The sequence below is a fragment of the Ectopseudomonas alcaliphila genome (assembly GCF_900101755.1).
Classification (GTDB): domain Bacteria; phylum Pseudomonadota; class Gammaproteobacteria; order Pseudomonadales; family Pseudomonadaceae; genus Aquipseudomonas; species Aquipseudomonas alcaliphila.
In genome coordinates this window covers 237,525-250,602 of record NZ_FNAE01000006.1, presented here as the reverse complement: position 1 = coordinate 250,602, position 13,078 = coordinate 237,525, and the positions used below count along the sequence as shown (strand labels likewise).

Sequence of the window (13,078 nt, the reverse complement as noted above, 5' to 3'; positions counted from 1 at the left end):
AAAGGCCGTGGAACTGCGCCACCTTCGCTGTTTCATCGCCGTCGCAGAAGAACTGCATTTCGCGCGTGCCGCCGCACGCCTGCATATCGAACAGTCGCCTCTCTCGCGGATCATCAAGGAACTGGAGTACCGCCTGGGCGTGCAGTTGTTCGAGCGCACTACGCGGCGCACGCGCCTGACCTGGGCCGGCAAAGTGCTCTTGGAAGAAGCGCGCCGGGTGCTCGCCGTGGTCGACCAGGCCAAGGCCAGCGTCAAGAGTGCGGCGGCCGGCTACCGCGGGCGTATTCGCGTCGCGCTATCCGATGGCATCCCGCAGGCGCGCCTGGCCGCCCTCCTCGCACAGTGCCGCGAGGAAGAACCGGAGGTCGAGATCTGCCTGTCGGAGGTCACCTTCAGCGATCAGGTCAGAGGCCTCAACGATGACCTGTTCGACATCGGGCTCGCCCAGTCCGACGAGGTTGGCGATGGCCTGGTGGCCGAGCCGGTCTGGTTCGATCCGCTGGTGGTAGCGGTACCGGCTCGCCACCCACTGCTCAGCTACCGGCGCGTGCCGCTCGACGAGGTGGTGCGCTACCCGCTGGTCCTTTGCGATCCGCAGGTCTGCGAAGGCTTCTGGCAACAGTTGCAGCGGGTGTTGGGCGCCGTGGATACGCGACTGACCATTGCCGACCGCGTTCCCACCCTTGATCTGATGATGGCGTTGGTGGCCGCGGGTTACGGCCTGGGCTTCTCCAGCCTGGCACGCATCAACGAACTCAACAATACGGACGTTGTGGCCAGGCCGCTAGACGGCTGGTGGTGCGGCAGAAATGGCTGGAGGCCTATCACTCCACCACCGACAGAGGCGCAGCCACCCTCAATGATTATGCCCGCGCCAACGATCCCTTCACCCGGGTCGGCAAGGAGTCGGTATCGGTGGAAGTCACCAGCGTGGTGCGTGCCAGCGACAGTTCATTCCAGGTGCGCTGGGTCGAACGCCGTTTCGTGCACGGTTCAGCCGCCGGCCTGGAGCGCTGGACCGCGGTGATCTCGCGGGTACTGCAACCTCCACGCACCGAGGAAAAACTGCGCCGCAACCCGCTCGAAATCTACGTCAACGGCCTGTCCTGGAGCCGTGAACTGGACACTACGGAAGGAGCCAAGAAACCATGAAAACCTCCCTTAACCTCTCAATCTGCCCTCTGCTGCTGAGCGTGCTGGCCGGTTGTGCCAGCCAGCAGCCGCCAGTGATCGCGCTGGATAAACCGGTCGAGGCGCAACGTCTGCCGGAGCCGCCCAGGCCCATCGGAGTGGTAGAAGTACCCAAGCCCTTGGCATTGCCGGCGCAGCTCAAGCCGCTGCCGGAAACTCAACCCAGCAAATCGGCCAAGGAACCGGCCGACGAGCGCGTCCGGGTCTCGCGCGCCAATCGTGGCGCCCGCGTGGCACCGAGTCGCGAGGGCTATATCAACGCCATCCAGGTGTGGCCCTACTTTGATGGTGCGCTGTATCAGGTGTACGCCAGCCCGGATCGGGTCACGGCGATCAACCTGCAGCCTGGCGAGGAGTTGGTCACCGTGGCCGCCGGCGACACCGTGCGCTGGATCGTCGGCGACACCACCAGCGGAAGCGGAGACGAGCTACGCACCAGTGTGCTGATCAAGCCGACACGCGTCGACCTCAAGACCAACTTGGTGATCACCACCACGCGCCGCACCTACCTGATCGAGCTGAGTTCCACCGAGCAGGCCTGGATGGCGTCGGTGTCCTGGAACTATCCGAAGGATCGCATGCTCGCCCTGCAACGCCGCGCCAGTGCCGCTCAAGCCGCGGCGCCGGTGGACGCAGGCCTGGTCTTGGAACAATTGCGCTTTCGCTATGCGATCAGCGGCAGCAATCCACCCTGGAAGCCTCTACGTGCCTTCGATGACGGCCGCAAGGTGTATATCCAGTTCCCCGCAGGCATCGCCCAGGGCGAGCTGCCGCCGCTGTTCGTGATAGGCCCCGAAGGTGGCGGACAGCTGGTCAACTATCGCTTCCGCTCACCCTATTACATTGTCGACCGCCTGTTCGGCGCGGCCGAGCTGCGCCTGGGCGCCGACAAGGGTGACGTGGTGAGGATCGAACGCACCGACGGCGTGACACGGAGGCCTTGAGCATGACGGCCAATGACGACAAACAAACCGCGGCAACCTCGCTACCGGCCAAGGAGGCACCGGAGTCGCTGGAGCTGCGCGCCAAGCCGCGTCCGGTCACTCGGCTCAATCACGCATGCTGGCGGTAGTGGTCGGCGGCCTATCGGCTGCGGTGCTCGGTGCCATGCTGTGGTCACTGCAACCACAGCAACGCCGTCAGGGCGCCGAGCCGAACGAGCTATACAACGTCGACCGCGTGGCACGCTCCGAGGGGCTGGAGCGGTTGCCGGCAGAGCCGCCTCCACCTGCGCCCGAAGTACCGCAACTAGGGCCGCCACTGCCCGGCGATCTGGGCGGGCCAATCCTCTGGGCGGAGCAACAGGCGCAAGGTTATGGACACGGGCCAGATGCCGCCGAAGCTGAGCGCCTGGCCCTGCTCAAGGAAGCCGAAGAAGCAGCACAGTCCTCGGTCTTCTTCCAGACCAGCAGCGCGCGGAAATCGAATATCGCATCTGGTGGTGGCGCTCAACTCGATTCCCCGGCTCTGGGTATGGCTTCGTCAGGCGTAAGGAACACCAACGCAGCAGGGGCGGAACGAGGCGTTTCTCAGTAAATCCGTAAACGCACAAATCCGTAATTCCGGATTGCTGCAGATGCCTGAGTCGCCCTACCAGGTGATGGCCGGCACCGTCATCGCGGCAGCACTGGTAACTGGCATCAAGTCGGATCTACCCGGCGACGTGATCGCCACGGTGACCGAGCCGGTCTACGACAGCGCCGCCGGTGAACACGTGCTTATCCCCCAAGGCGCCCGCCTGCTGGGTCGCTACAACAGCCAGGTGAACTACGGGCAGAGCCGCGTGCAGGTGGTGTGGCAGCGGGTGATCCTGCCGGACACCTCGTCTTTCCAGCTCGACAACCTGGTCGGTACCGACGCCGCCGGCTATGCCGGTCTCGAGGATGGCGTCGACTGGCATTGGGATCGGATCGTCGCCGGCGCGGCCATGACCAGCCTGCTGGGCATCGGAGCCGAGTTGGCGGCACCGACCAGTCGCACCGATGGCAACCGCATCATCATCGCCGGACGCGACAGCCTGCAGGACACGGTGAATCAGGTCGGCCAGGAAGTCACCCGCCGCAACCTCGACATCCAGCCCACACTGACCCAGCGCCCTGGCCTGCCCCTGCGCGTGATCGTCAACCGCGATCTGGTGCTGCGTCCCTATCAGCCTTTCTCCACTCAACAGAGGAACCCGCAATGAGCATGACCAAGCTGCGCCTCGGCCCACTGCCGAGAACCGAGAACCTGAAGCTGACCTTCACCTGCCCGGCCAGCCTGAAGGCCGACCTTGAGCGCTACGCGGCGCTGCACTCACAGACCTACGGTGAAGAAGTCGACGCCCTGACGCTCATTCCGCACATGCAGGAGGCCTTCATGGCGAGGGATCGGGTGTTCAGGAGAACAAATACACAATCTTGCACCGGCAATTTATAAGCCTGCATCCCCTCCCAGCTGCCGTGATGACAACGGCAGAAAACCCACATACGGTTGAAAACCGTGACCTAATACATCACACTTATCGCCATGATCGTAAGCTCCCGGCACAAAGGTCTACGCATTTTTTTGAATCTGGCTCAACCAAAGGCATCCGGGCCGACCACGCAAAGCGCCTGGGCCGAATGCTGAGTTTTATGGATAGAGCCAATGAACCCGCCGACCTCGACATCCCCGGTTGGCGGCTACATCCCCTCAAAGGGGAACTGGAAGAATTCTGGTCACCCACCGTCAATGGAAACTGGCGAGTGATCTTTCGATTCGTGGGTAGCGACATCGAGCTCGTCGACTACCTTGACTATCACTAAACAGGAGGGGGTTATCCATGACCATGTTCAACCCACCGCATCCTGGTGAAACCCTGCTTGAGGACGTGCTCCCCGAACTGGGCATCAGCATTGCCGAACTTGCCCGCCGCCTTGGCTTTGCGCGGGAATCCCTGTCTCGCATCTTGCACGGCCATGCGCCGGTCAGTCCGGATTTGGCTGTTCGCCTAGAGTTGGCAGGCATCGGCAAAGCTCGCACCTGGCTTGGAGTGCAAGCCGACTACGACCTTTGGCAAGCCAGGCATCGCGAACAGCCGCACATCGAGCGCTTTGCTGCGATTGCTTAGTTCCGTATGGAAGAATGAGGGAGGCGACTTCGATGAAAGGAAAGGCTCTCGGGCGCAATTCAAGCCCGCTGTCGACTTTTTTCAGGAGCAGCTCTGATACAGCCAAGCGCACTGCTTACATTGCAGCAGCTGAGCGCGCCATCGAAAGTCAGCGCAAGGTACTCGAAGAAGCGAAACACATAAGAGAGCTGTCTCTATCAGTACAACCGGTTTGAGGCCGACCTTTAGCGGTATGCGATATTGAGTTCACATCCCTTTGTCAAAAACCAGCCATATATCGGAACCTGCACTGCCGTTCTAGCCAAAGGTTTTCATGAACGGCTCAGCACAATGCCTGATTGCCGCGACCACATGCGGTGCTTGCTCGCTCAGCTCAGTTGAGCGTGCCAGTACCTGGTCAAGCGCACTTAACTGTCCGCGGATTACTTCTTCTGGCCGCACTACATCACAGACTTGGGCGAAGTCCAGAAGCCCTTGCCGCGACGCAAAGAGCGATTTGTTACCCACTAGATCCAGCGCTAATACGTCCTCAGGAATATAGGCAGTGGTGTTGACGATATCGTAGGCTGGGGCGAGCCGCGCGTCGCGCTGAGTAGGGTCGGAATACAGCAGCCCGAAGTTTTTCAGATGGGCGTCACCGTTACCAACGATGCAGCTCAAGGTCACGATGGCGAAAAGCTGTGCCAGCGATTCTTGCACCTGTTCAGGCGCGCAGAATAGGCGGATGGCTTTGGCAATGGCCGAATAGCTCTTGCTGTATTTTTGCTCCGCAGCCAGCCCCATCAATGCCGCCATATCCTCGAAGCCGATGGGGTTGAGCTGCTTATCCCGGTCGAAGCGGCGCATGACGAACAGCTTGGCATTGTCGGAGAGGTAGAATTCTGGCACGGCAATGCCAACCTCCTTTGCCACAGACATGCAGAGGAACTCGTTGATCGCCAGCCCGGGAAACTCATCCCGACCGCTCTTGATGATCAGATCGGAGGTTTTTGAGGTGAAGCGTTGTGGCACCGAGTCCTGATGTTCTGGCACCAGCACCTTTGGCTGAACGCCCGATATACCGGCACGCAGGATGTAACGATCCACTAAGCCGGCAAAAATATCTTCTGCTCCGTCCCAGGCGAGGATTTCTTCCAATTTTTCTCCGGGGAACTGCTGCCTGCGTAACAGCGCATCGACCTCAGGGGAACTGACCGCCACCCGCCCGATAGGCGAACTGCTCCCAGACAGTGCCAACAGCAACATCGGGTCAACGTTGGCCACCTTGGCCAGACGGTTGCGCAGTTGCTCCAAGACGTAGCCTTCCGGCAGGTTCATCTGGAAAATGGGGTGCAGCTCCCGATGGCGGTATTCGTCCAAGCGCACAGGCATGAGCAAGCTGATCGCTGCCTGAGCCTTAGCGTCCTCGTGGTAGCGGAACAGGTAGTCAGTGCCACTGGTAAGAATCCTCCCACTGGCACCCTCAGGCGTTGCAACCTGCAGCACGGCAGTCATCAGTCGAATACTCCATGGATTTCGTCCAGAGTGGGCATGGCTGCCGGCACCACATTGAGCTCAGAGTCGAGGGCGGCTAGTACTCGCGCATAAGCAATCATCCCCACCGAGAGGTCGCCCCTCTCGATGGCGATAACCTTCTGGCGGGTGATGCCCGCAAGGGAAGCGAGCGCGGCCTGCGTCAGCCCGCGATTCAGACGGCGCTGCCGAAGCTGCTCGCCAAGTCGCAGTGTGATGAGGGAATAGTCCATGTTATGTATACGAGACAATTTACGTTATATGTAACCTATACCGAACCAACGGAGAAATCAAAGGGAATGGGCTTATCAAAACCTAGAATCGACGCGACCCTGCCATGAGCCACCACACCATTAGAGATTGCGCTGGAGGTTGGCTTCCAGCACTTGCGGATAGGTCTATACGGTTGCATCCGGTGGACTGGGAAGAAACGCCCAGAGCAACAGGTTTAAGAAATATCAAAAATACTCACCATCAGTGAGCATTTCCCGCATTTCGTAAACCCAGACAGCATCAGTCTCAGCGCTCTTGAGGCCCCTTCCATTCCAGCAACGCCTGTAGCGGATCCAGCTCGCCAACAAGCTCACGCGCTTGGGCGAGCTTGTCCATAGCAATGCATCGCGCAGCTTCGGGCAGATTCGATACGGAGCTCTCCGCATCACTGAAAAAGGCCTGGATCCGCTTTATGTCATCCCACTGCTTGATGGCACATAGCAAGTCAGCCCTCGCCTGCTCCCTTGCCTCGTTTTGCAGTCGAATTCGCTCTCTCTCCTCACGCCGGCGAATCTGCTCCTTCCACTCCTGCTGACGAATTCTGGCCTGCTCCTCGGCTTCCTCTACCAATCGGGCGATTACAGGCGCGGCGTCCGTGAGCTGCTGCACGATCTCATCCAGCTGACCACGTAGCGAGCCTTGCTTAGCCTCCTTCCAACTCTGAGACCAATCAGTCCACGGATATGGCGAGAACGCCCTTATACATAGGCGGCCGGTCGCAAAATCCATGCGCGTCGACCAGTTCCAGGTTGAGCTTAAGCGGCGCATTTGCTGCGACGGTATCTTGGAGGTGGGGACGTACTTGCCATCGATGTAGCGGGCCTCCAGCTCCTCAGTCATCTCAAACAACGTCAGCCCAATGGAAACCGTCCCGATGAAGACCACTGTGGGCTTGGATGGTGACCACAACGCCGGATGCCGGTGCCTTGGCTTCTTGGGTAGATACTCATGCTCATCAAACGAAGCCCTGGCATAAGTACGGTCACTCGGAGCAAACATCACGCGATGGCCGGCAGCCTCCAGCTTGAGAAACAGCTGATTCGCCAGTTTCAGGGCAGGCTCAAGCTGAGGCTTGGTTACCACGACATCCACCAGACGCTGCCTACCTGGCTTGAGGAATCCTTGGTCGATGACACGCCCCTGCTCAAAGACCTCATACGCCCCCACGACAACAGGATGCTGCCTTGATCGCGATATGCGGAGCTGTTCGGGTTTGATTTTGCGCGGTGCAGGTGCTTTCGGTACCGGTCGAGAAACAGCACCAAGAGCATCTCCCCTGCGTCATACCTGAAGGTCACCAGGCCCAGCCTCAGGCAAGGATGGCTGAGGACTCGGTATTCCATTCTCCAGCTTTACCCAATGCCCACGCGGCGGCCGCGGGACATTCATGCGGGTACACGCGCGCGCCAAGAAGCTGGAAGAAACACGGTGGTGATCCGCGATCTTGGTCATGGGAAGCCGCCACACCTCTGCGTACATCTCCTCACGACTGACTGGGCCACCAGGACTGGAACCAGGTTGCTGGGATACCTCTTCGGAAGACACGCATCAATCCTTAAGCCTGATATCACCGTACCAGCCAACGACAGGCCATACGCCACGATCCATCAGGTCAAACCGAGCCAAAACGGTTGTTGTACCAAACCCTCCGCAGCCCCCTCCACCACGTTGTTCGTCCAGCGAGCAGCGGACAGCATCTGCAGCACGGATCAGGGCCGATAAGGAGGCGACATTCATGCCCGCATCATCTGAACAGATAGCAGCACGCTTGATCACCTGCCCACCCCGAATCCTGCGAGCCAGTGCGGCCCCCGCCTACCTCGGCATGTGCCGCACAGAATTCAACAAAACCGTCCGGCCTTACGTGCGGGAATTCCGCATTGGAGTGCAAGGCATCGGCTTTGATCGCGAAGAACTGGATGCCTGGGCAGACACCTACATCGACCAGGCCATCATTGAAAAGGAAGGTGCCAAGGGACATGATCACTCCCGCAGCGAGCGCCAAGGAGGAAAACCATGGCGCGAAAAACCATTAGTGGCCTCTACAAAAGGAACGGGACCTGGCACATCGACAAGGTCTTCAGAGGTCAGCGAATTCAGGAAAGCACTGGATCAAGCGATAGGAAGGAGGCAGAGCAGTACCTGATACACAAGCTGGAAAAGCTCCGGGAACAGAAGATCTACGGCGTCCGCAAGATCAGAACGTGGCGGGAAGCTGCTACGCGTTACCTGACCGAATTCAAGGGTCAGCCGTCGATAGGCCTCACAGCCATCTATCTGGAGCAGTTGGACCCGTATATTGGCGACCAGCCTCTGACTCATGTCGACGACGAGACTCTGGCTCCCTACATAAGGGATCGACTCAAGAGCACCAAAACCAGCGATGGCAAGTTGAAGCCTGGCGTCTCACACCGCACGGTGAACATCGCCCTGGAACGCGTCATACGCATCTTGAATCTATGCGCCCGAAAATGGCGTGATGAGCAGAAGCGTCCCTGGCTCGACGTAGTACCGATGATCACCAAGCTGGAAGAGAAGAAAACCAGACGCATGCCCTACCCGATGTCCTGGGAAGAGCAGTCGATTCTCTTCGCCGAACTGCCTGATCATTTGCGCCGCATGGCCCTATACAAGGTCAATAGCGGCTCACGAGAGCAGGAAGTTGTGAAGCTTCGCTGGGATTGGGAGATACCGATTCCTGAGCTCAACACCAGCGTGTTTCTCATACCGGCGGATTTTGGTGGCCGACATGAGAGCTCCGGGGTCAAGAACAGCGACGAGCGCCTCGTTGTGCTCAACAACGTAGCCAAGCCGGTCATCGAGGGACAGCGCGAGCTTGATCCGATTTGGGTATTTCCTTACGGACAACCCGATCGAAACGGCAAGGCCACTCCAGTTCACCGGATGAACGATTCAGCATGGAAGAAGGCCAGGGTCAGAGCAGCTAAGAAGTTCCAAGAACGTTTTCTGCGCCCTGCCCCAGCTGGATTTGCTTCGATCCGCGTTCACGACCTAAAGCACACCTTCGGTCGAAGACTTCGGGCAGCAGGGGTAACGGAGGAGGACAGGAAGGCTCTGCTGGGCCACAAGAACGGCAGCATCACCAGTCACTACTCGGTCGCCGAGCTGGGCAAACTGATCGATGAAGCCAACAGGATTTCGGTTACCGACTCGCGCGGGCCGGCCCTGACAATTTTGAGGAGGATGGCAGGATGAAAAAAGTCCCGCAAAAGTCCCTGACACAAAAAAGCCTGGTCATCACTGACCAGGCTCTAATGTAGGGATTTGTTGGTCGGGACGGAGTGATTCGAACACTCGACCCCTTGCACCCCATGCGTGCAGCCAGCCACTGCGCGCCAGTATATACGCCACATCCCCTGGGCGCTTCGCTGCAATCGATGCCCTACGCTGCACCACAGTGAGTGACCGAGTCACTCGATTTCTCACTGACCCCGCCTCGCCCGTCCTGGGCACGTTCACAACTCCCCTTTTATTTACCGATCCTGCACCGGCTGTGCAGGCTGACCAACGTTTGCTGCAGGCCGATTATTTGGGCTCGCTGCTGGGCGATTCCTTCCTGTAGGGCTGAATAATCCCGTTCAGCAGGGGCAGTAAGTCGCGGGGTTCCTGCATCAATGCCGGATCCAGCGGCGGGGGCGGCCCCGTCTCGCACACAGGTGGCGTTGACGCGCAGCCCGCAAGTACCGCGAGCAAGGCAGTCGAGCAAGCCGTCGCGCTCAGTCTTCGCATTGTTGAGCTCCTTCTGGTAGTTGCCGGCGATGGCGCTCTGCTCGTCGGCCAGCTCGCGGGTCAGGTTCAGGGTGTTGCGCAGGGAGTCAGCGCGGGCCTGCTGCTGATTCGCAGTGGCCCGGGCAAGGTCTCGGTCGGTAGTGACATGATCGATGCGCCAGAGCGCCAGCAGGAGGCCGACGCCCAGCACCACGACGACGGCGAGCAGCAGGCGGTTCATACCGGCTGCCCTGACAGGCACAGCGCCCGCTCGGCCTGGCGGCGGTTCTGCAGACCCTGAACGTAGCGGCCGCCAGCGGTCGACCAATTCGGCTGGCCATTCGGCTTGGTGGCGATCAGGTTGCAGCCGCGGGTGATGTCACCGGCGTTGATGGCCTTGACCGCCTGGCTGTTGCACGCACCGGCCTTGCCGACGTTGATCGCGAAGATGGTCAGGCCGACCAGGCGGCGCGGGGTGATGTTCGACCACTCGGTGCAGCCCAGCACGGCGGTGCCGTACTCGATCAACGTGGCCTTATTGACCTCGGTGCATTGGTCGCTGGTCAGCTTGGTGCCAACCACCGCATTGCGATCCGTGCGGCCGGCGCAGTACGTCGGGAGGCCGCTGGCAAGGTGGTCGGCGTAGACCTCCAGCACGTTGCCTTCCCAGCGCTCAAGCGTCATGTACGCCAGCGGACTGGTCAGCGCAGCAATAAGGGCTGCCGGCACCAGCTTGCCGCGCACGTTCACTGCTCAACCTCCCGCGCCACGTCGCGATAGATCAGCCGCTCCTGCAGCTCTGCAAGGTTGCGCTCTCGGCGATCACGTCGGTGCTGATAGATGATGTTGGCAGCGAATGTCAGCAGCGCAGTAATGATGCCGACAACAATGCCCCACTCGGTGAGCGTCAGGCCCGACACAACCGATACTCCAGCTCCTGCGTAGCTCACTCCGTTCATGATTCTGTCGCCACTCATAAGCGTCCCGTCCGACCAATAAAGAAAGCCCCGCACAGGGCGGGGCTTGTGGTGGGACTAGGTTGTGGTTTCGCGGCGGTCGGATTCCCGACTTATTTTCAGCTCGCGCTTGGCCGATCAGAGAGCGCGCGCATGAAACGGATATATTGTAAGCGCGATCTATTGAGCAGCTCCCACTCTGCAAGTGCCGGAACCTCGGCATCGCTCTGCGCAAGTGCTGGAAGCCCAAGGATAATTGGGCGTGCACCAATGGACTGTATCTTACTGATCATCTGAATATACGCGGCAATGAAGTCGTTTACTGCATTGGGGTCAAAAGTAGCAGAAGACGGATTGTAGGCCTCATTTGTTCCAGTATTGAGAACAACATAATCAGGCTTGTGAACTGCAACAGACGCATCAAAAGATGCAAGTTGCTGAAAAATAGTCGTCCCTCCCACGCCAGAGTTGATCACGGTTGCATCGGGCAATTCAATTGCTAGTTGCGTCATGATGCTTTCGCGCTGTGCGTTATTGGCTTCATCGCCGGCAATCCATGAATCTCCAACCCCAACAATAACTGCGTCTTTCTTTTCTATAATTAAGCCATTGCTTTGACTTGTCTGATAAACCTCAATAGACCCAATAGCAACGGCGGAAGCGGATGTAGTAGCAGCCTCAAAACGGAAACGTACAGACGTTGCATTTGCCGAAAAAAAGTTCAGCCTGACTCTGCGGTGAGCCATGTTAGCGCTTGCTATAAACAGTGGAGAATAAACAGTTGATGCAAGCGTACGACCTGAATTATCCAGTACGGTTATGCGGATAGGCCTGTCGCTTGCGATAGAAAAAACGGCAGCCGAACTCAAATATTCTCGCAAGGCAAAAAGGCCTGTCTGCGCATAGCCGGTAGAGCTGCTAGTAAAGTCCACATAAGCCGTACGTTCAAAAGTAAACCGTGGAGCCGTCGAAACGGTACCAGACGCTCCGGTTGGTAGGGGGTCATAGTAATTGAGGGTGGCGCCTGTGGTTGTCGAAAGCCCGCCGAGCGCAGTGGTTGTGCCGCTCCCATATTCCACAAAAGCCACACGACGACCAATCGGGAAAGTGCTCTGTGCTTCTGTATTGCGTGCGACGCGCTGAGCAAGATAACGCATATAGAACTTGCCGGGGTGAGCCCTGTTAAACCAGGTCCGCTCAATCTTTCCGCTTGTATTGACGGCAGCTCGCAACGCCGGGAAAACGGTAACACTGCTAGACGTTAGAGCAGTGATAAGGTACGGCCAGTAAGTGCCGTCTTCATGAAGAACAGTGACGCCACCACCTACAACCAAGTTGGTATTAGAACCAATTGAGATAACATTGCCACCGGCAGACGCGCTGGCGGTTATGGAGCGTTCAGTAACAACGCCGTTTGTCTCGGTAGTAAGCATGCCCCTGGCAAAAAACCCATCAATAAACTGGTCAATATAAGCCGGCGAAGTTGAAATGCTTGGGCTTACATTGACAGTTGGTGGTTCTTGGCTGGCTAGCTCTTGAAGAGTAATAACATCGCCATTCGTTTTTTTGATCGGGGCGTCGAGATTGCCAGCGGCATCAATTGACGGCTTGCCTACAGCAGCCGCAAGAAAATTGGCGTCAGATGCGTAGTCAGCTCTGCTGGCGATTTCGCGCAGCTTGGCCTCTACCGTTCTGGCGACACCGCCATCAGCGCTGTATCCGATCAGGGACGAACCGCGGGCGTCTGACATGTCCTGGACAGTATTAAGCTGGCCATCGGGGGCGGTGTAGGTAACTGCAGCGGCAGCACCAACAGGGCCGATAACCAGGCCGCCGATCAATGTTGCTAGAAACTGAGAAACCCATCGTTTATTTGCCACATCCGTGTCCTCGGTAGGATCAGCCAAGTTCTTGATCTGTAAACCGTTAGCATCATAGAAATCAGAAAGCGCCTCACGCAGCAGGGCGCGGCGCAGATCATAGTTCATGTCTTGCAACGCGCACCACAGGCGGTCGAAGTCCAGGTTGATCGTTTCCGCCAGCAGATCACCGTTATCTTGGTAGTCGGTCGAGCGCTCTAGCGGAACTTCTCGCCGCAACGCAAGCACACCACTTGGTGGCGCCACAGCGAAAGAGATCTGCCCAATGTCGCTACCTACGTTGCTGATGACAAAACCGGATGTGAGCTCTACGCCATCAAGGTAAACGCCAAGGTCATCGTCTCGGATCAATCGGAAGGGGATCGCGAAAACGGTAGCGATACCGTTCGATGCGTACTCGACGAAAGGCTGCTGCTGGGGAACTGCCATGGATTGGGCCTCGCTGA

General features: G+C 58.6%; 12 protein-coding genes, 1 tRNA gene and 4 pseudogenes. 8 read left to right on the top strand and 9 right to left on the bottom strand.

All coding sequences use genetic code 11. The features are described 5' to 3' along the window. Positions 1–7: 7 nt before the first annotated feature. The 7 genes and pseudogenes from BLR77_RS18950 to BLR77_RS18920 all read left to right on the top strand — a co-directional run. Positions 8–793 (top strand): annotated as a pseudogene (locus BLR77_RS18950) (LysR family transcriptional regulator); the annotation flags it as partial. Then, positions 793–1,152: pseudogene (trbF, locus tag BLR77_RS18945) on the top strand (conjugal transfer protein TrbF); the annotation flags it as partial. The pseudogenes BLR77_RS18950 and trbF, both read left to right, overlap by 1 nt. Beyond that, positions 1,149–2,135 carry a P-type conjugative transfer protein TrbG gene (gene trbG / locus BLR77_RS18940; RefSeq protein ID WP_074680700.1) on the top strand — a complete coding sequence of 329 codons (987 nt, stop codon included), beginning with the start codon at positions 1,149–1,151 and terminating at the stop codon, positions 2,133–2,135. The pseudogene trbF and the gene trbG, both read left to right, overlap by 4 nt. Positions 2,136–2,137: 2 nt before the next feature. Beyond that, a pseudogene (locus tag BLR77_RS18935) lies at positions 2,138–3,376 on the top strand (TrbI/VirB10 family protein). After that, the gene (locus BLR77_RS18930; RefSeq protein ID WP_074680698.1) at positions 3,373–3,609 is read left to right on the top strand and encodes a DUF2274 domain-containing protein; all 237 of its coding nucleotides are present in this window, start codon (positions 3,373–3,375) and stop codon (positions 3,607–3,609) included. Before BLR77_RS18935 ends, BLR77_RS18930 begins: the two are co-directional and overlap by 4 nt. A gap of 90 nt (positions 3,610–3,699) precedes the next feature. Continuing rightward, a pseudogene (locus BLR77_RS18925) lies at positions 3,700–3,977 on the top strand (type II toxin-antitoxin system RelE/ParE family toxin). A 17-nt stretch (positions 3,978–3,994) separates the two neighbouring features. Further along, on the top strand, positions 3,995–4,282 hold the full coding sequence (locus tag BLR77_RS18920; RefSeq protein ID WP_003108490.1) for a HigA family addiction module antitoxin: 288 nt from the start codon (positions 3,995–3,997) through the stop codon (positions 4,280–4,282). A gap of 297 nt (positions 4,283–4,579) precedes the next feature. On the opposite strand, the gene BLR77_RS18915 is transcribed toward BLR77_RS18920, so the two are convergent. The 4 genes from BLR77_RS18915 to BLR77_RS25505 form a co-directional block, all read right to left on the bottom strand. Beyond that, positions 4,580–5,776 carry a type II toxin-antitoxin system HipA family toxin gene (locus BLR77_RS18915; RefSeq protein WP_074680696.1) on the bottom strand — a complete coding sequence of 399 codons (1,197 nt, stop codon included), beginning with the start codon at positions 5,774–5,776 and terminating at the stop codon, positions 4,580–4,582. After that, entirely contained in the window at positions 5,776–6,027 is a 252-nt protein-coding gene (locus BLR77_RS18910; protein WP_074680694.1) for a helix-turn-helix transcriptional regulator, read from the bottom strand. Before BLR77_RS18910 ends, BLR77_RS18915 begins: the two co-directional genes overlap by 1 nt. A 286-nt stretch (positions 6,028–6,313) precedes the next feature. After that, on the bottom strand, positions 6,314–7,159 hold the full coding sequence (locus BLR77_RS18905) for a hypothetical protein (RefSeq protein ID WP_238380594.1): 846 nt from the start codon (positions 7,157–7,159) through the stop codon (positions 6,314–6,316). 652 nt (positions 7,160–7,811) lie between these two features. Beyond that, positions 7,812–8,048 carry a hypothetical protein gene (locus BLR77_RS25505; protein WP_084331692.1) on the bottom strand — a complete coding sequence of 79 codons (237 nt, stop codon included), beginning with the start codon at positions 8,046–8,048 and terminating at the stop codon, positions 7,812–7,814. 35 nt (positions 8,049–8,083) lie between these two features. On the opposite strand from BLR77_RS25505, the gene BLR77_RS18895 reads away from it, so the two are divergent. Beyond that, positions 8,084–9,283, top strand: coding sequence for a tyrosine-type recombinase/integrase (locus BLR77_RS18895; RefSeq protein ID WP_074680688.1), 1,200 nt, complete (start codon positions 8,084–8,086; stop codon positions 9,281–9,283). Positions 9,284–9,356: 73 nt separating this feature from the next. Here the strand turns inward: BLR77_RS18895 and BLR77_RS25500 are convergent. The 5 genes from BLR77_RS25500 to BLR77_RS18875 form a co-directional block, all read right to left on the bottom strand. Further along, positions 9,357–9,445, bottom strand: a tRNA-OTHER gene (locus BLR77_RS25500). A 112-nt stretch (positions 9,446–9,557) separates the two neighbouring features. Beyond that, entirely contained in the window at positions 9,558–10,037 is a 480-nt protein-coding gene (locus tag BLR77_RS18890) for a lysis system i-spanin subunit Rz (protein ID WP_074680686.1), read from the bottom strand. Beyond that, positions 10,034–10,546 (bottom strand): glycoside hydrolase family protein, encoded by a 513-nt coding sequence (locus tag BLR77_RS18885; RefSeq protein WP_074680684.1) that lies wholly within the window; start codon positions 10,544–10,546, stop codon positions 10,034–10,036. Before BLR77_RS18885 ends, BLR77_RS18890 begins: the two co-directional genes overlap by 4 nt. After that, positions 10,543–10,755, bottom strand: a complete 213-nt coding sequence (locus BLR77_RS18880) for an HP1 family phage holin (protein ID WP_074680753.1) — start codon at positions 10,753–10,755, stop codon at positions 10,543–10,545. The genes BLR77_RS18885 and BLR77_RS18880 overlap by 4 nt, the downstream gene beginning before the upstream one ends. Before the next feature lie 116 nt (positions 10,756–10,871). Beyond that, complete coding sequence (locus BLR77_RS18875) at positions 10,872–13,061, bottom strand: SGNH/GDSL hydrolase family protein (RefSeq protein ID WP_074680682.1); 2,190 nt, start codon at positions 13,059–13,061, stop codon at positions 10,872–10,874. Positions 13,062–13,078 lie beyond the last annotated feature (17 nt).